The 16577-nt window shown below is 72.3% G+C and carries 16 protein-coding genes and 1 pseudogene; 11 read left to right on the top strand and 6 right to left on the bottom strand.

Going from position 1 to position 16577, the window contains the following annotated elements; all coding sequences use genetic code 11:
• Window positions 1-22 precede the first annotated feature (22 nt).
• From dapE to OQ02_RS20330, 3 genes are read left to right on the top strand one after another with little or no spacing between them, the layout of a single operon-like run.
• Complete coding sequence (gene dapE, locus OQ02_RS20320) at window positions 23-1102, top strand: succinyl-diaminopimelate desuccinylase (RefSeq protein ID WP_033440085.1); 1080 nt, start codon at window positions 23-25, stop codon at window positions 1100-1102.
• Between the two features lie 10 nt (window positions 1103-1112).
• Window positions 1113-1880 (top strand): TIGR00730 family Rossman fold protein, encoded by a 768-nt coding sequence (locus tag OQ02_RS20325; RefSeq protein ID WP_033440086.1) that lies wholly within the window; start codon window positions 1113-1115, stop codon window positions 1878-1880.
• 5 nt (window positions 1881-1885) lie between these two features.
• Window positions 1886-2413: a TIGR00730 family Rossman fold protein gene (locus OQ02_RS20330; protein ID WP_231500129.1), complete on the top strand. Its 528-nt coding sequence runs from the start codon at window positions 1886-1888 to the stop codon at window positions 2411-2413.
• Here OQ02_RS20330 and OQ02_RS20335 read toward each other — a convergent pair.
• The 3 genes from OQ02_RS20335 to OQ02_RS20345 all read right to left on the bottom strand — a co-directional run bounded on the left by OQ02_RS20335 (window position 2410) and on the right by OQ02_RS20345 (window position 5490).
• The gene (locus OQ02_RS20335) at window positions 2410-3453 is read right to left on the bottom strand and encodes a DNA glycosylase AlkZ-like family protein (RefSeq protein ID WP_033440087.1); all 1044 of its coding nucleotides are present in this window, start codon (window positions 3451-3453) and stop codon (window positions 2410-2412) included. The genes OQ02_RS20330 and OQ02_RS20335 overlap by 4 nt on opposite strands.
• Window positions 3446-3838: a DUF3224 domain-containing protein gene (locus OQ02_RS20340; RefSeq protein WP_033440088.1), complete on the bottom strand. Its 393-nt coding sequence runs from the start codon at window positions 3836-3838 to the stop codon at window positions 3446-3448. Before OQ02_RS20340 ends, OQ02_RS20335 begins: the two co-directional genes overlap by 8 nt.
• Before the next feature lie 161 nt (window positions 3839-3999).
• Window positions 4000-5490 carry a CocE/NonD family hydrolase gene (locus tag OQ02_RS20345; RefSeq protein WP_033440169.1) on the bottom strand — a complete coding sequence of 497 codons (1491 nt, stop codon included), beginning with the start codon at window positions 5488-5490 and terminating at the stop codon, window positions 4000-4002.
• A gap of 127 nt (window positions 5491-5617) precedes the next feature.
• Here OQ02_RS20345 and folP point away from each other — a divergent pair, with 127 nt between their 5' ends.
• From folP to OQ02_RS20370, 5 genes and pseudogenes are all read left to right on the top strand, one after another.
• Entirely contained in the window at window positions 5618-6478 is an 861-nt protein-coding gene (gene folP, locus OQ02_RS20350) for a dihydropteroate synthase (protein WP_033440089.1), read from the top strand.
• A complete protein-coding gene (locus OQ02_RS20355; RefSeq protein WP_051772571.1) occupies window positions 6478-7377 on the top strand; it encodes a glucosyl-3-phosphoglycerate synthase in 900 nt (299 codons plus the stop codon). Before folP ends, OQ02_RS20355 begins: the two co-directional genes overlap by 1 nt.
• A gap of 131 nt (window positions 7378-7508) precedes the next feature.
• A pseudogene (locus OQ02_RS45905) lies at window positions 7509-7787 on the top strand (DivIVA domain-containing protein); the annotation flags it as partial.
• Window positions 7788-7926: 139 nt separating this feature from the next.
• Window positions 7927-8340 carry an SRPBCC family protein gene (locus OQ02_RS20365; RefSeq protein ID WP_033440090.1) on the top strand — a complete coding sequence of 138 codons (414 nt, stop codon included), beginning with the start codon at window positions 7927-7929 and terminating at the stop codon, window positions 8338-8340.
• Complete coding sequence (locus tag OQ02_RS20370; RefSeq protein WP_033440091.1) at window positions 8337-8894, top strand: DNA-3-methyladenine glycosylase I; 558 nt, start codon at window positions 8337-8339, stop codon at window positions 8892-8894. Before OQ02_RS20365 ends, OQ02_RS20370 begins: the two co-directional genes overlap by 4 nt.
• Here the strand turns inward: OQ02_RS20370 and OQ02_RS20375 are convergent.
• Together OQ02_RS20375 and OQ02_RS20380 are read right to left on the bottom strand one after the other, a co-directional pair.
• Window positions 8881-9660: an enoyl-CoA hydratase-related protein gene (locus OQ02_RS20375; protein WP_033440092.1), complete on the bottom strand. Its 780-nt coding sequence runs from the start codon at window positions 9658-9660 to the stop codon at window positions 8881-8883. The two genes, OQ02_RS20370 and OQ02_RS20375, sit on opposite strands and share 14 nt — an antisense overlap.
• 14 nt (window positions 9661-9674) lie before the next feature.
• Complete coding sequence (locus OQ02_RS20380; RefSeq protein ID WP_033440093.1) at window positions 9675-10454, bottom strand: PaaX family transcriptional regulator; 780 nt, start codon at window positions 10452-10454, stop codon at window positions 9675-9677.
• A 262-nt stretch (window positions 10455-10716) separates the two neighbouring features.
• Here OQ02_RS20380 and OQ02_RS42525 point away from each other — a divergent pair, with 262 nt between their 5' ends.
• Together OQ02_RS42525 and OQ02_RS20385 are read left to right on the top strand one after the other, a co-directional pair.
• Window positions 10717-10884, top strand: coding sequence for a DUF3117 domain-containing protein (locus OQ02_RS42525; protein ID WP_012783412.1), 168 nt, complete (start codon window positions 10717-10719; stop codon window positions 10882-10884).
• Between the two features lie 181 nt (window positions 10885-11065).
• Window positions 11066-12526 (top strand): leucyl aminopeptidase family protein, encoded by a 1461-nt coding sequence (locus tag OQ02_RS20385; RefSeq protein ID WP_033440094.1) that lies wholly within the window; start codon window positions 11066-11068, stop codon window positions 12524-12526.
• 474 nt (window positions 12527-13000) lie between these two features.
• Here OQ02_RS20385 and OQ02_RS20390 read toward each other — a convergent pair whose 3' ends face one another.
• The gene (locus OQ02_RS20390) at window positions 13001-13921 is read right to left on the bottom strand and encodes a LysR family transcriptional regulator (RefSeq protein WP_033440095.1); all 921 of its coding nucleotides are present in this window, start codon (window positions 13919-13921) and stop codon (window positions 13001-13003) included.
• A gap of 17 nt (window positions 13922-13938) precedes the next feature.
• Here OQ02_RS20390 and OQ02_RS42530 point away from each other — a divergent pair, with 17 nt between their 5' ends.
• Window positions 13939-15252, top strand: coding sequence for an MFS transporter (locus OQ02_RS42530; RefSeq protein WP_331281542.1), 1314 nt, complete (start codon window positions 13939-13941; stop codon window positions 15250-15252).
• The last annotated feature ends 1325 nt before the right edge of the window (window positions 15253-16577 follow it).

The following is a 16577-nucleotide window of genomic DNA, read 5'->3' on the forward strand; positions in this document are numbered from 1 at the left end:
TGCCAACGGTAACGTGCGCCGGGTGGCCGACACCTTCCACCTCGCCTCCGATTCCGTCGAGCTGACCGCCGCGCTCGTCGACGTGCCGAGCGTTTCCGGCGACGAAGCCCGCATCGCCGACCTCGTGGAGCGGTCCCTTGAGGAGCAGACCGCGCTCGAAGTCACCCGGTCCGGCAACACCGTCCTGGCCCGCACGAACCTCGGCCGCCCGTCCCGCGTGGTGCTGGCGGGCCACCTGGACACCGTGCCGATCAACGACAACATGCCGTCCCGGCTGGAGAACGGCATCCTGCACGGCTGCGGCACGGTCGACATGAAGGGCGGTGACGCGGTGATGCTGCACCTCGCCGCCACCGTCCAGGACCCGCGCCACGACCTCACCTTCATCTTCTACGACTGCGAAGAGGTCGACGCGGTCCGCAACGGCCTCGGTCGCATCGAGCGCGAGATGCCGGAGTGGCTGAAGGGCGACCTCGCGATCGTGTGCGAGCCGTCGAACGGCGTGATCGAGGCCGGCTGCCAGGGCACGATGCGCGTCGACGTCCGCACGAAGGGCGTCCGCGCCCACCCGGCCCGCGCGTGGATGGGCGTGAACGCGATCCACGCCCTGGGCGAAGCCCTGCGCCGCCTGGAGGCCTACGAGGCGCGCCAGGTCGAGATCGACGGCTGCCTCTACCGCGAGGGCATGCTGGCGGTGCGGGTCAGCGGCGGCGTCGCGGGCAACGTCGTGCCGGACGAGGCGGTGCTCCAGGTCAACCACCGGTTCGCACCCGACCGCACGCCGGCGCAGGCCGAGCAGCACCTGCGCGAGCTGTTCGAGGGCTACGACGTCACGGTCACCGACGTGTCCGCGGGCGCCCTGCCCGGTCTCGGCGCGCCGACCACCCGCGAGCTGGTCGAAGCCGCCGGCGGCACACCGGTCGCGAAGCTCGGCTGGACGGACGTGGCCCGGTTCGCCGCCCTCGGCATGCCCGCCGTCAACTACGGCCCCGGTGACCCGCTGCTCGCGCACACGCAGCAGGAGAACGTCCCGGTGCACCAGATCCGGCAGTGCGTGGACGTGCTGCGCCGCTTCCTGAGCCGGCCGGCGTCCTCCCTCTAGACTCCCGGCAATGACGGAGAACGACGTGGACGAACACCCCAAGGAGAAGCAGCGCGGACCGGTCGTCCTGCGTCGCGAACGCCGTGATGAGCTGACCACCACGGATCAGCGGCTGCTGGACTCGCGCGGCCCGAGCGACTGGGTGCACACGGACCCGTGGCGCGTGCTGCGCATCCAGGCGGAGTTCGTCGAGGGTTTCGGCGCGCTGGCCGAGGTGCCGAGCGCGGTGACCGTGTTCGGTTCCGCCCGCACCGGCCGCGACCACCCCGAGTACGAGACGGGCCGCAAGCTGGGCGCCGCGCTGGCCGAGGCCGGGTTCGCGGTGATCACCGGCGGCGGTCCGGGCGCGATGGAGGCGGTCAACCGGGGCTGCTCGGAGGCGGGCGGGTTCTCCGTCGGCCTCGGCATCGAGCTGCCGTTCGAGCAGGGCCTGAACCCGTGGGTCGACCTGGGCGTGAACTTCCGCTACTTCTTCGTGCGCAAGACCATGTTCATCAAGTACTCGCAGGCGTTCATCTGCCTGCCGGGCGGGTTCGGCACGCTGGACGAGCTGTTCGAGGCGCTGACCCTGGTGCAGACGAAGAAGGTCACCAAGTTCCCGGTCGTGCTGTTCGGCAAGTCGTACTGGCAGGGCCTGTACGACTGGGTGCGCGACTCGGTGCTGACCGGCGGCAAGGTCGGCGAGAAGGACCTGGACCTGCTGTACCTGACCGACGACATCGACGACGCGGTGCGCGTGGTGAACGACGCGCACAAGGCCTGGGCGGACGCACATTGACCACGGTGACGGTGTACTGCGGATCGCTGCGGACGGTCCCGGACAGCTACTTGCAGTTGGCGGCGGACGTGGGCGCGCGGATCGCGGCCCGCGGCTGGGGGCTGACGTGGGGCGGCGGTCGGACGTCCATGATGGGCGAGGTCGCGCGAGCTGCCCGTGAGGGCGGCGCCCGCACGACCGGCGTCATCCCGCGCGGCCTGGTGGACCGCGAACTGGCCGACTCCGACGCCGACGAACTGCTGGTGGTCGAGACGATGCGCGACCGCAAGGCGTTGATGGAGGCGCACGGCGACGCGTTCCTGGCCCTGCCGGGCGGGATCGGCACCTGCGAGGAGCTGTTCGAGGTGTGGACGGCGCGGGCGTTGGCCATGCACGCCAAGCCGGTGGTGCTGCTGGACGTGGACGGCCACTACCGCGGGCTGCTCGACTGGCTGACCGAGCTGCACGGCCGCGGGTTCGTGTCCCGCGCCGCGCTCGACCTGCTGGTGGTCACGGACGACGTCGAGGTCGCGCTGGACGCTTGTGCCGGTTAGCTGACACGGGCCTCCCCGAGGCCGCGGGCGGTGGCCAGGCGATCGGCTTCCTCGGCGAACATGTCGACGTCCAGCGGCACGAACGGCGAGAGCTTCACGTCCAGCCGGTCGGCGGTCGCCTTGGCCTGCCAGGTGCCGAGCACCTCGCCGTCCACGAGCAGCGCGCCGCGTCGGCCGAGGATGCGCCACACCTCCTTCTGGTGCGCCTTGTCCGGCACCAGCAGGTCGCGGTCGCGGGCGTTGAGGTACGGGTCGAGCGGCGGGAGGAGCCGGACCACCTCGGGCTGTGGCGGGTTCTCGAACGCCTCGATCCGGTCGGCGGGCAGCCACGCGCGCTTGGAGATGGCGACCAGGTCGTCCGGCCACACGTCCTTGACGTCGCGGACGGGCGCGCCGAAGTAGTTCGCGACCTCCGACGGCCCGGCGGGGCCGTGCAGCCTGAGGTAGTCGGCGATCAGCGCGTCGAAGCCGTGTGAGGCGTCGGGGACGTCCCGCCGGTCCTCCAGCGGCACGAACGTCACCGTCTTCTCGGCCGGGTCGAACCGCAGGCCGGCGGGCAGCACGGCGAGGCGGAAGATCGGGTCGAGGACGTGCGTGGCGTCGCAGCCCCGGCACCAGCCGGTGACCTCGGGACGCACCTCCGACGTGAGGCGGGACGACGCCTCGCCTTTCGTCATCGGCTCCGTGACCACTTCGCGCAGTGCGGACGCGACTTCGCGCAGCGCCGCGCGGCCGTCGTCCACGGGTGGGCGGTTCATCCGGGCCACGGCGTCGGCGTCGGTCAACGGCCACAGCCTGGCGGCCAGTCCGGGCACGTCGTCGGCGCGGTGCCAGTGGGGTGCGCCCCGCACGGTCCACGTGAGGGTGAAGGCGGTCAGGTCGGGCACGCGGTCGAGCCGGGCGGCCAGCGCGGGCACCGCGGACCGTTCCGAGTCCTGGAGGCCGAGGTCGAACACGCGCAGGGCGGACGCGTCGGCGGCGGTCCGGTCGAACTGGTGCGCGGCGACCCGGTAGGCGATCACCCGTTCCCGGTCAGCCAAGGTCGTGGTCCCCGGTGAGCAGTTCGTGGTCCAGGGTGATGAGTTCGTGCTCCAGCCGGGCCGTGCCGGAGATGCCGGCCAGCTCGCCGGTGCCCGACCCCGGCACGACGTGGCCCCAGAACTCGGCGCCGGCCGCCGACATGACGGCGCCGTGCTGGAGCACGAACGTCCCGGACTTGCCGTCGACGGTGCCCACGAACCGCTCGGTGCCCACGTAGCCCGCCGAGCCTTCCGACGGTTGGCACGTGGTCAGCTCGGCGGTGCTCGTGCCCTCCATGACGCCGCTGTACGCCTTGTCCACGAGGACGCGGGCCAGCTGCGGTTCCGCCTCGTCGTAGACCGCCTGGTCCCACCGCGTGATCTTGAACGTCGACTTCGATTCCATGTCGGTGATCCTCGCAGCAAGTCCTGACAGCTGCTGTCAGCTATGTGGACAGGTCGGGGTTGTCCACAGGCGTGGGGCGAGTGCCTGGAAATTGTCGGTGCACCCGCCCCGCCCCTCAGGACCTGAACAGCTCGAACGACTTCACCAAACCCAAGGGCCGGTCAGCCGAGCGGCACCTTCAGCCACGAGTCCGCGCCGAACGCCACCGACGAGCCGAGCGTGCTGGAACTGCCGTAGCGCGCGTCCACCGTGTCCACGACGAGCACCAGCCGGTTGCCCGCCGACACGTTCCACACCGCCGGTTCCAGGTCCAGGTCCACCGCCCTGGTGCCGGTTCCGGTGAGCGTCACCGGCTTGTGCGTGATCAACGCACCCAACCCGAACACGTTCACCTCGTACAGGTACGCGTACAAAGTGGTCTTGGCGGCGCTCGGCGTGACCGTCAGGTGGGCACGAGGTGTGCCGCTGACCGTGGTGGACGTCCACTGGACCGGCCCGCGCCACACCGCGGCGGCCCCTCGGTCGATCAGCGGGGTCGAGACGCCGACCGGGATGTCCAGGAAGCCCTGCAACGCACCCGACACGATGACCGTGCCGCTCTCGGCGATGGTCGGCCACCCGGCGCCGATCCGGTCCGCCGTCAACGCGACCGTGTCGGTCCGCGCGGTGGCCGCGGCCCACGACGGGTACGAGCGCCAGGCGCCGCCGTTGTTCGGCTTGACCTGCACGGGGTTCTCGCGGTTGATGCCGTTGTCCACGCCCTTGAGGTGGTGGTCGAACCAGCGCCCGACGGACGTCCAGATCTCGTTCGGCAGCCCGGCCGCGCCGAACAGCTCGGCGGTGGCGTGGTCACCGGGCGAGAGCATGAGCCGCTTCGACGTGCTCAGCGCGCCGAAGAAGTCGGTGATCTGGCTCGGCGGGAACAGCCCGTCGTTCCACGCGTTGCCGATCATCACCGCGGCCTTGATCGACGACACGTGCGTGGCGGGCGACCGCGGCGGCGAGATCGGCAGCACGTCGGCGAACCGGTGCTCCCGGTAGGCGGCCTCCGCTTCGCGCAGCACCGGCCCGGGACGTCCGGTCAGGTGACCGGCGGCCAGCAGCAGTTCGACGGCCTGCGCGCTGACCGTCTCGTTCGGGTAGAGCGACCGGCCGAGGTCGGTCCACGTGCTGAGCGCCGTCACGGCCTTGATCCGCGGGTCGGCCGCGGCGGCGAGCAGGGACTGGCCCGCGCCGTACGAGATGCCGCCGACGCCGATCCGGGCGGGATCACCGGCGGCCCGCGCCAGGCCCCAGTCGATCACCCGGCTGACGTCGGCCACGGTGTCCGGCCCGGCCACGTCGATCTCGCCCGCCGAGTCGTGGAACCCGCGCGACGTGTAGCTGATCACCGAGTAGCCGGACTCGTAGGCGAGCTTGGCCGCCGCGCCGACGTACTCGATGTTGTTCACGCCCCAGCTCGACGGCAGCACGATCAGCGGGAACGGTCCGCTGCCGCGTCCGGTCGGTGTGACGACGAGTGCCTTGAGCGGGGTGCCGCCCTGGCCGGGGATGGTTTCGTAGGCCACCGCGAAACCGGGTGCGGCCTGTGCGGGCGGTGTCAGCACCACCGCCAGCAGGGCGGCGAGGAGCAGGGGAAGTGATCGGCGCACGAGGTCCTCCTTGACCGTGACCTGGATCACGCAGGGTGTTACCGGCGAGTAAACACGAACCGTACTCGCGAGTAGCAGGGGTCTGTGACACAGCTCACCGGCAGTGGGCACGTGGCACGATGCGGTCATGCGGTTCGGGTCACGAGAGGTCGCCGGGGATCGCGCGCTGGTGATGGCCATCGTCAACCGGACGCGCGACTCCTTCTACGACCGCGGCGCCACGTTCGAGGACGAGGCCGCCATGGCCGCGGTGGACCGCGCGGTCGCCGACGGCGCGGACATCGTCGACATCGGCGGGGTCAAGGCGGGCTCCAAGGGCGAAGTGGTCGACGCCGCCGAGGAAGCACGTCGGGTCGTGCCGTTCGTCGCGGCCGTCCGCGAGCGGCACCCGGACCTGGTGATCAGCGTCGACACATGGCGGCACGAGGTGGGCCGTGCCGTGTGCGAGGTGGGCGCGGACCTGATCAACGACACGTGGGCGGGCGCGGACCCGGCGCTCGCCGAAGTGGCGGCCGAGTTCGGCGTGGGCATCGTCTGCTCGCACACCGGCGGCCTGGAACCGCGCACCGATCCGCACCGCGTCCACTACGCCGACGTGGTGGCGTCCGTGGCGGCGGAACTGGTCGAGCGGGCCGAGCGGATGGTGGCGCTGGGCGTGCCGGCGGCGGGTGTCCTGATCGACCCGACCCACGACTTCGGCAAGAACACCTGGCACGGGCTGGAGCTGCTGCGGCGGCTGGACGAGCTGGTGGCGACCGGGTGGCCGGTGCTGATGGCGTTGTCCAACAAGGATTTCGTCGGCGAGACGCTCGGCGCGGAGGTGGGTGACCGGGTGGACGGCACGCTGGCCGCGACGTCGGTGGCCGCCTGGTCCGGCGCGAAGGTGTTCCGGGCGCACCAGGTGCGGCAGACCCGCCGGGTGGTGGAGATGGTGGCGAGCATCGCGGGCACGCGTCCGCCGGCACGGGTGCTGAGGGCGTTGGCCTGATGCCGGACTGGTTCGCGTCCAACACGTGGCAGAGTCCGCAGTGGACGGTGCCGGAGCTGGTGGCGCGCAAGGGGAGTCGGACCGTCAGCGTGGTGCTGCCCGCGTTGGACGAAGAGGCGACGGTCGGTGACGTCGTCGGCGTCGTGCGCCCGCTGCTGGGTGGTCTGGTGGACGAGCTCGTCGTGGTGGACTCGGGGTCCGCGGACGGCACGGTGGCGCGTGCCGCGGAAGCGGGCGCGCGGGTGGTGCACCGGACGGACGTGCTGCCCGAGCTGGAACCGCGGCCCGGTAAGGGCGAGGTGCTGTGGCGCTCGCTCGCGGCCACGTCCGGTGACCTGGTGGTGTTCCTGGACTCCGACCTGGTGGACCCTGACCCGGAGTTCGTGCCCGCGCTGCTCGGCCCGCTGCTGACCCGGGACGTGCACCTGGTGAAGGGCTTCTACCGGCGGCCGTTGCGGCTGGAGAGCACCGGCGGCGGCCGGGTCACCGAGCTGACGGCCCGTCCGCTGCTCAACGCGTTGCGGCCGGAGCTGGCCGGCGTCGTGCAGCCGCTGGGCGGGGAGTACGCGGGCACGCGCGAGTTCCTGGAGTCGGTGCCGTTCGCGCCCGGTTACGGCGTGGAGATCGGGTTGCTGCTCGACGCGCACACCCGATACGGGCTGGCCGGGATCGCGCAGGTCAACCTGGGTGTGCGCAAGCACCGCAACCGGGACCTGCGCCAGCTCGGACCGATGGCGGCTCAGATCATGGGCACGGCGCTGCGGCGGTGCGGTGTGCCGGTGGCGTCGTCCACGTTGACGCAGTTCGTGCCGTTCGACGGCGAGTGGCTGCCGTCGGCGGTCGACGTGCCGGCGGACGACCGGCCCGCCATGCGTTCGGTGCTCCAGCGGTCGCGGTAGTGGCCGGGAGCTTCGACCAGCTCGGCGTGCGTGCCAGATGTCGTTCGTCCTGGTGCTCCGACCGGCCGTACTCGCCCGCCGGTGCGTGGTGTTCTCGTCGGTGTGACGGGGGGATGTGTCACGATCGTGTCGTGACCTCAGCGCTCATCTACATAGTCGTCATGGCTCTCGTGGCGGCCGTGGTGTTCCTGCTGGCCGCGCTGGTGTTCGGGCGCGGCGAGGAACTGGCACCGCTGCCGCCCGGCGCGTCGCCGACCAGGCTCCCGGCCGACGACGTGACCCCCGACGACGTGCGCGACGTGAAGTTCCAGCAGGTCCTGCGCGGCTACAAGATGACCGAGGTCGACTGGGTGATCGACCGCCTGGCCGACGAGGTCGAGCGGCTGCGCGGCCGGGTCGACGAGCTGGAGGACGCCCTGGGCGTCGAACCGCGGGCCAAGCGGGGCGATGAGCCGGACGCCACGCCGGACGCCAAGCCGGGCGTCGAGTCAGAGCCCGGACACGAGCCCGGACGTCCGGTCGACCGCGTGGCGGAACGAGAGCCCGAGCATGACCCGGCTTGACCTGCGCGTCGACGTCGAGGCACCGGCGGCGACCACCTGGGCCGCGCTCACCGACTGGGCGCGGCAGGGCGAGTGGATGCTCGGCACCACCGTCCGCGTCACCAGCGGTGACGGCGCGAGCGAGGGGAGCGGGCTCGAGGCGTTCACCGGCATCGGCCCGCTCGGCTTCACCGACACCATGCGCATCACCGCGTGGGAGCCGCCGACGCGCTGCGCCGTCGAGCACACCGGCCGGCTCGTGCGCGGCACCGGCGAGTTCCGCGTCGTTCCCCGCGGCGACGCGCGCAGCGAACTCGTCTGGTCCGAGGACATCGCGCTGCCGCTCAACCTGGCCTTCGCGCCGGGCGTGCTGTGGTCGCTGCGCCGTTTCGCCGCCTTCGCCCGGGAGTACTCCGCATGACCGAGCCCGTCCGCTGCCCGTGGGGCGAGAGCACCCCCGACTACGTCGAGTACCACGACACCGAGTGGGGCGTCGAGCTGCACGGCGACACGGCCATGTTCGAGCGCATGTCGCTCGAGTCGTTCCAGTCCGGCCTGTCCTGGATCACGATCCTGCGCAAGCGGGAGAACTTCCGGACCGCGTTCGCGGGCTTCGCGCCCGAGGTGGTGGCGGAGTTCGGGTCCGACGACTTCGACCGGCTGATGGCGGACGCGGGCATCGTCCGCAACCGGGCCAAGATCAACGCGACGATCAACAACGCCCGCGTGATCGGGAAGCTCGACGTGCCGCTGGACGACCTGCTGTGGTCGTTCGCGCCCGAGCGCCACGAACGACCCGCCACGTTCGCCGACGTGCCCGCCGTGACACCGGAGTCGAAGGCGATGGCCAAGGAGCTGAAGCGCCGCGGCTTCGTGTTCCTCGGCCCCACCACCTGCTACGCGCTGATGCAGGCCACCGGCATGGTCGACGACCACATCGCGGCCTGCTTCCGCGCCGCGCCTACCGCCCGGTGAAGTCGGGCTTCCGCTTGGCCACGAACGCGGCGACCGCCTCCCGGTGGTCCGCCGTGGCGCCCGCCTCGGCCTGCGTGCGGGCCTCCACCTCCAGCGCCGCCTCCAACGCGCCGGTGAACGCCATCGCCTCCTTGATCTTGGCGTAGGCGGTGGTCGGCCCGGCGGCCAGCTTGCGGGCCAGCGCCTGCGCCGTGGACAGCACCTCGCCGTCCGGCACGACCTGGCCCACCATGCCGATCCGCAACGCCTCCTCGGCGCCGACCGGCTGCGCGAGCAGCATCATCTCCATCGCCCGGCCGTGCCCGATCAGGCGCGGCAGCGTCCACGAGGCGCCCGAATCGGCCGTCAGGCCCACGTTCGCGAACGCCATCAGGAACTTGGCGCCCGCACCGGCGACCCGCAGGTCGCTCGCGAACGCCAGCGACGCCCCCGCGCCCGCCGCCATGCCGTTCACCGCCGCGATGACCGGCTTCGGCATCGCCACGATCGCCTTGATCAGCGGGTTGTAGTGCTTCTCCACGGTGTTCAGCGGCGCCGGGTCGCCCGCCTCCAGCAGGCCGATGTGCTCCTTCAGGTCCTGGCCTGCGCAGAACGCCTTCCCGGCGCCGGTGATGACCACCGCGCGCACCGAGTCGGCCTCGGCGGCCTCGACCGCGGCCTCCAGGAACCGCTCCTTCAGCGCCACCGTGAACGAGTTGAACGACTCGGGCCGGTTGAGCGTGAAGGTGCGAACGCCGTCAGCGTCGTCGATGAGGAGTTCGGACACGTGGGGACCTCCGGTCAGTGCTGGGTGAGGCTGTCGTCGACGAACTTGGCCACCGCGGGCGCCAGGCGGTTGGTGTGCCGGTCGAAGCACGCCGCCGCGTCGGTGCCCGGCCAGTCGGCGGGCAGCAGCTCGCGCGGCAGGCCGGGATCGCGGAACAGGAACTTGCGCCAGGCGTGCAGGAACCGCTGCGACGCCGCGAACGCCTCCGCCGGCGACGTACCGTCCACAGCGGACACGACCGGCTCCCACTCGGCCACGAACCGGGCGTAGTCCCGACCCAGCGTCGCCAGGTCCCACGCGCGTCCGGCCAGCTCCGCCGGGTCGCCCTCGTGCTCGCCGTGGAACGTGCTCGCCCGCACGCCCTCGCCGGCCAGCTCGTCCGCCAGCTCGGGCGACGGGCGCGGCGCGATCCACGTCACGGGGCCGAGCGCGCCGTAGCCGAGCAGTTGCAGCGAGGAAGCGAGCCGGTCCCGCGCCTCACGGGCGGGCAGCTCCTCCAGCACCACCACGTGCCACCGACCGTCCCAGGTGGACGGCCGGGTGCGGTAGATGCGGGCCGCGGCCTCGTCCAGCCGCCGTTCCGCGCGAGGTGTCATCGCGTAGCCGGGGCCGTCCGGCAGGCGGACGGGTTCGAGCCAGCCCTGCCGGACCGTGCGCGACACGGCGGTGCGCACGGCGGGCGCGGCGAAGTCCAGCGGCTCCAGCAACCGGACGAGCGCGGCGATCGTCGCGGCACCACCCCGCTCGCGGAGGTGGCCGCCGTAGACGTCGAAGAGCGCGGAACGGGCTCGCACGAGAGTCGAGTCTGTCAGGGCGACCCCGCGACACGCCACAGAGCCGTGAAGGGTCACGACCGGGTGACGATCGGCAGTGGGTCCGAAAGTCGTTGGCGCACGGTGATCCTGGTGGTCGTCGGTGGCTTCGTGAAGATCGCCAACTGCCCCTCGACGGGCCGGAAAGATCGGTTCGGTTTCGCTGCCGAGTCCGCATAGGGGAGAATGGGTCCCGTATCCGGCCCTGGTCGGACGGGGAAGATGTTGACGGAGGGAGCACGCGATGGCGGCCATGAAGCCCCGGACCGGCGACGGTCCCCTCGAGGTGACCAAGGAGGGGCGTGGCATCGTGATGCGCGTTCCGCTCGAGGGTGGTGGGCGCCTCGTCGTCGAGATGTCGGCGGATGAGGCCAACGCCCTGGGCGATGCCCTCAAGGCAGCCGCCGGCTGACCAGCCGGACCGAGAAAGCGTCGAGGCCCCGGTTTCCACTGCGGAACCGGGGCATCGCTACGTCGCGACGCGCCCGGTCGCCCGGTGCCGGTGCTTAACCGGGCTAAACACCTGTTTATCGGCCTTTTTCCGGCTTTTTTTGATCTCTTTTAGCCCTTGTTCCACCCTTCGGAGGTCTTCCGTGCGAGCACCCCTGCCCACCCCGCTGGTCACCGTCGAGGTGGCCGACACCCTCCGGCGAGGTGTGCCCGCGGTGCTCGTCGCGTTCGCCGGTGACCCGGTCCGGCTCGGGCCGGGTGCGGCGGACCTGGACGTGGACCTGGACGAGGTGAGCGGCAAGGCGGGGGCGACGTCCAGGCAGGGGTCGGCGTGGGTGGTCGGCGTGGGCGACGGCGCGCCGGGTGACTGGCGCAAGGCCGGCGCGTCGCTGGTGCGGGCGCTGAACGCGGACGCGGAGCGGACCGGTGGGACGACGTTCGACGTGCGGCTGCCGGAGGACGTGACCGCGGTGGCGGTGGCGGCGTTCACGCTGGGTGCGGCGGTGGGCGGGTACCGGTTCAAGGTGACCGGGGAGGAACCGCCCAAGCGGGTGAAGTCGTTGCGCTTGGTGGCCGCGGCTCCGGCGTTCGCGGACGTCGTGCGGAAGGCGAACACGCTCGCGGCGGCGACGTCGTTCAGCCGTGACCTGGCGAACATGCCGTCAAACGTGAAGGACCCGTCGTGGCTGGCCGCGGCGGCGGTGAAGGCCGGGCGCGCGGTGCCGGGGCTCCAGGTCGACGTCCGGGACGAGAAGTGGCTGGCCGAGCAGCGGTTCGGCGGTGTGCTGGCAGTCGGCGGCGGTTCCGCCCGGCCGCCCAGGTTCATCGAGCTGACGTGGCCCGGTACGGGCGTCGGGCAGCCGCACCTGGTGCTGGTCGGCAAGGGGATCACGTTCGACACCGGCGGTATCTCGATCAAGCCGGCCGACGGCATGCACCTGATGCGCACGGACATGTCCGGCGGCGCGGCGGTGATCGCGGCCCTGGTCGGTATCGCCAAGCAGGGCCTGCCCGTTCGGGTGACAGGCCTCGTGCCCGCCGCCGAGAACCACGTGTCCGGCACGGCGTACCGGCCGGGTGACGTGATCACCCAATACGGTGGGATCACCACCGAGGTGACGAACACGGACGCCGAGGGCCGGCTGGTCCTCGCGGACGCCCTCGCCTATGCCGTGCGCAACCTGGAGCCGGACGTCCTGGTGGACGTCGCCACGCTGACCGGTGCCATGAAGGTGACGCTGGGCCTGCGGACCGGTGGCCTGTTCGCGACGGACGACGACCTGGCGACCCGCGTGGCCGAGGCCGGTGCGGAAGTCGGTGAGCGGTGGTGGCGGATGCCGCTGTTGGAGGACTTGGCGGAGGACGTGCGGAGCGACATCGCGGACATCCGGCAGTGCCCGCCGGGGCCGGGCGGCATCACGGCCGCGCTGTTCTTGCGCGAGTTCACGGGGAACGTTCCGTGGGCACACTTGGACATCGCCGGGCCGGCGAGGGCGGACAAGGTGTACGACGAGGTGGTGGCCGGCGCCACCGGCTTCGCCGCCCGGACGTTGATCGAACTGGCGGAGACGTACGCGGGGGCTCCGGCGAACACGATTGGGTGATCATGGCCCGAAAATGTACGGAAACACCGTTACCGCCCCTCGGTTGATCGAGGAACCGCAACCCGCCAAACCACCCCCCGACCGCCCAGCCACCCCGACCACCCGGTCACTCCGACCCCGCGACAGCCAAACCACCCCCGACCGCCGGCCGCGCCGACCTCCGGCCACGGGTGGCCGCCGGCCACCCGTGGCCGCCACGCCCGCGACCGCAGACCGCACCCGCCGGCCATCGCGACCCGCCGCACCGCTCGTGATCGCTGGCCACGTCGTGACTGCCAGCCGCCACCCGTCCGGCCCGCAGCCTTTCGGGCGCAGCCGGCCGCGCGCTGGTCGCGTGCGGGGACGGCAGGTGTCGGTCCGCGCATCGACGTACGTGCGGCGGGGTGGGCGGCCTGGTTGCGGGCCGGGCTTTGGTCGGGAGGTGGCGGCGTTGGCAGGGCGCTGTGGTGGGTGGGTTGTGGGTGGGGTGGGTGGTCAGGCGCGTAGCGCGTGGTCGCGGAAGGCTTGGACGGCTGGAGGGAGGGGTGTGTCGGCCTGCCAGACGAGGGCGATTTCGCGGGCTGCGCGGGGGTTCAGGGGGATTTCGGGGAGGCCGGACGGGGAATCGGCGTGCGGGAGTAGTGCGACGCCCAGGCCCGCCGCGACCAGGCCGCGGACGGTTTCGGTTTCTTGGCCTTCGAAGGCCAGGGTGGGGGTGAAGCCGGCTTGGGCGCACAGGTCGTCGGTGATCTGCCGCAGGCCGTAGCCCGGTTCCAGGCCGACGAATTCCTCGCCCGCCAGCTCGGCCACCCGCACCGACGCGCGCCCCGCCAGGCGGTGGCCCGGTGGGACCACCAACACCAGCTCCTCCTCGCGCACCACGGCGTGGTCGAACGTGCCGTCGGCGAACGTGGCGCCTGCGGGCGGCGGCGAGACCAGGGCCAGGTCCACCACGCCGTCCACCAGGTGGTTGAGGATGTCCTGGCGCGAGTTCTGCACCAGGCGGAATCGCACTGAGGGGTGGGACTCGCGGAAGCCGCTCACCAGGGCCGGGACGACCGACCTGCCCAGGAGGTGCAGGAAGCCCAGTGCCACCTGGCCGCGTTCCGGCGACACCTCCTCGGCTGCGGCCCGGTGGCCGGCTTCCAGGGTGGCCAGTGCGCGGTCCGCTGCCTCGCACAGGATCCGACCCGCCCTGGTCAGGCGAACCCGCCGACCGGATCGCACCACCACCGGAGCCCCGAGTGACGTTCCCAGCGCGGCCAGCCACCGGCTGACGGTGGGCTGCGGCACCCCGACGGCCTCGGCGGCGTGCGTCACGTGCTCGTCCGCCGCCAACGCCCGCAGCACGGCCAACCTGGGCACCAATTCATCCATCACGGCATCAATAGTCGCAAACCACCGTATTGGACGCATGGATTAGCGTCGTAGACGTGCCCAGCCGCCGAATGCCCAGCCGCCTCACCACGTCCGTCGCGGCGACCGGCCTGGCCACGTTCGCCCTGCTCTACGCACCGCAGTCGGTCCTGCCCGACATCGCGAACGACTTCAGCCTCACCCCGGCGGAAGCCTCGTTGACCGTCAGCGCCGCCACCGGCGCCCTCGCCCTCGCCGTCATCCCGATGGCCGCGCTCGCCGACCGCGTCGGCCGACGCCGGGTGATCGTCTGGTCGGTCCTCACCGCCGCCGCCCTCGGCCTGCTCCTGCCGCTCACCCCCACCTACGAAACCCTCCTCGCCGCCCGAGCCCTGCAAGGCATCGCCACGGCGGGCATCCCGGCCACGGCCATGGCATTCCTCGCCCAGGAGGCGAACCGAACGCAGGTCGGCGCGGCCATCGGCGCGTTGGTCGCGGGCAACAGCGCGGGCGGCATGCTCGGGCGGCTCATCACCGGCCTCACCACCGACGGCACGTCGTGGCGCACCGCCCTGGCCATCGCCGGTGCGTTCGGCGCCGCCTGCGCGATCACCGCCGCCCTCCTCCTCCCGAAGGGCCGCGACACCGAACGTCGGCCGAGCGCGCTCAAGGGCGCCCTCACCGACCGGGTCCTGCTCTGCCAGTACGTGATCGCGATCCTCGCGGTGGCGGCGTTCATCTCCGTCTTCAACGTCATCGGCTTCCGCCTCACCACCGACCTGGGCCTGTCCACCGGCATCGCCGCGCTGGCCTACCTCGCGTACGCGGCGGGTGGCACGTCGGCCACGGCGGGCCGCCTGGCCGACCGGCACGGGCGTGCCCGCATCACGCTCGCAGGCCTGGCCGTCGCCGCCACGGGCGCCGCGATCACCCTCCCCGACAACCTGGCCGCCATCGCCGTCGGGCTCACCCTGTTCACCGGCGGCTTCTTCGCCGCGCACGCGGTGGCGAGCGGCTGGGTCGGGGCGCGGGCGCCGGAGCACGTGCGGGGACAGGCGTCGGGCGTCTACCTGTTCGCGTTCTACGTCGGCAGCAGCACCGGCGGCACGGCGGGCAGCGCCGCGTACCAGGCGCACGGCTGGCCCGGCCTGATCGTCCTGGTCACGGCGTGGCTGGCGCTGGCGGCAGCGGCGGCCGTCACCGCGCACCGGGTCCAGCAGGCGGAGGGCGCTCAGAAGTCGAGGGGCACCTCCACGCCGGTGCCACCGGTGACCGCGACCGTGCCGAGCTGCGGCAACGTCACCGTCCCGGCCGTCACCGAGAACGTCACCGACCGCACGCCCTCCGGCACCTCGTACACCCCGGCTACCGGGAACGTCTCACCGCTGTAGCGGGCACCGACCTGCCGCGCCGTCGTCCCGTCGGGCAGCACCACGGTCAGCAGCCCGGCCGTCTGCCACGACCCGAGGACGCTCGGCACCTCGTGCGACTTGAAGCGCAGCTCCAGCAGCGCCATCCCGGGTTCGGCCGTGGCCAGTTCGTACTGCCCGCTGGACCACACCGGCCGCTGCCGACCCAACCGGGCCCGGACCACCTCGACCGACCCGGACTGCTCGGGCGAACCCACGGACACGGGCACCGACGCGGACATCGCCTCCGGCCCGGGTGCGCGCCGCAGCACGGCGGGCGCATCACCGATCACCTGCCCGGACGGCACCGCGATCCGCTGTTCCAGCGACTTCGCCCCCACGGTGTCGAGCACCAGCGCTTCCTGCCCGCCCGCGACCGGCACCGTGTAGACGATCAGCACGGTCCCGTCGTCCGGCAGCCGGTCCGCCGGTAACGGGTGCCGCCGCCCCGGCACGTCCAGCGAGGGCTCCGGCGGCTGGGGCAGCCAGCGGTGCCACGGCGTCTGCTGGAACGCCGAGTCGACCTCGCCGTGCCGCATCACGCGCAGCCGCATCACCCGCAGCGCCACACCGTGCTCGGCCCGCAGATCGCCTTCCGGCGTCGGCCACACCTCGGGCGACGAGTACCCCGTCACCTGGAGTTCGAGCTGGTCGTCCCGCACCATCGCGGACGCCGGGTCGAGCGCCTGCCCCTCGTCCGGCAGCACGGCCAGGAAGTCGGGCCCGGCATTGCCGACGCCCTGGTCCGCCGTCGTCTCGCGCCCGTCGGTGCGCACCAGCTTCCCCACCGGCGTGCTCCGCGAGCCCTGCGAAGGTACCTGCGGCGGCTGCACTTCCAGCCGGATGCCGGCCCCGGTCCGCTCGACCTCCTTCAACGGCACGGGCACCCAGTCCGTGGCGGCGGCCGTGCCCGGCACCTGCACGGGGCCGCACCACAACCGGGTGTCGACCTCGAACGCCGGTCCTGTCCGGGCGAACCAGCAGCTCACCGAGTCCGTGCCGGTGCGGGCGACGTACCCGAACGACAACGTGTAGCTCAGCTCGGCCTCGGCCCGCGCCTGCAAGCCGGGCGCGTCCAACACCGCGCTTCCGTCCATGGTCAACCCGACCTGCTCAGCGCTGAACGCGGGCGTGGCGCACCCACCGGCCACCAACACGAGCAGGAGCACCAGCCACCGCATGAAGCCCCCCAGTAGTTGCTCTTACTGGTTACATGCGATGGCCGACCCGTGGGGTTGTCACCGGTGAGTGTGACGGGTATCACAGTTGATGGGAGTCGCGGACGGGAGTTGCCCGGGCCGGGTCAC

It is taken from the genome of Saccharothrix sp. NRRL B-16314 (assembly GCF_000716595.1).
Classification (GTDB): Bacteria; Actinomycetota; Actinomycetes; order Mycobacteriales; family Pseudonocardiaceae; genus Actinosynnema.

Bases quoted from the DNA above. Each gene is read 5' to 3' on its own strand.
- OQ02_RS20325 (WP_033440086.1), top strand. From the start codon at position 1,113: ATGACGGAGAACGACGTGGACGAACACCCCAAGGAGAAGCAGCGCGGA.
- OQ02_RS20340 (WP_033440088.1), bottom strand. From the start codon at position 3,838: ATGGAATCGAAGTCGACGTTCAAGATCACGCGGTGGGACCAGGCGGTC.
- folP (WP_033440089.1), top strand. From the start codon at position 5,618: ATGCGGTTCGGGTCACGAGAGGTCGCCGGGGATCGCGCGCTGGTGATG.
- OQ02_RS20355 (WP_051772571.1), top strand. From the start codon at position 6,478: ATGCCGGACTGGTTCGCGTCCAACACGTGGCAGAGTCCGCAGTGGACG.
- OQ02_RS20365 (WP_033440090.1), top strand. From the start codon at position 7,927: ATGACCCGGCTTGACCTGCGCGTCGACGTCGAGGCACCGGCGGCGACC.
- OQ02_RS20370 (WP_033440091.1), top strand. From the start codon at position 8,337: ATGACCGAGCCCGTCCGCTGCCCGTGGGGCGAGAGCACCCCCGACTAC.
- OQ02_RS42525 (WP_012783412.1), top strand. From the start codon at position 10,717: ATGGCGGCCATGAAGCCCCGGACCGGCGACGGTCCCCTCGAGGTGACC.
- OQ02_RS20390 (WP_033440095.1), bottom strand. From the start codon at position 13,921: ATGCGTCCAATACGGTGGTTTGCGACTATTGATGCCGTGATGGATGAA.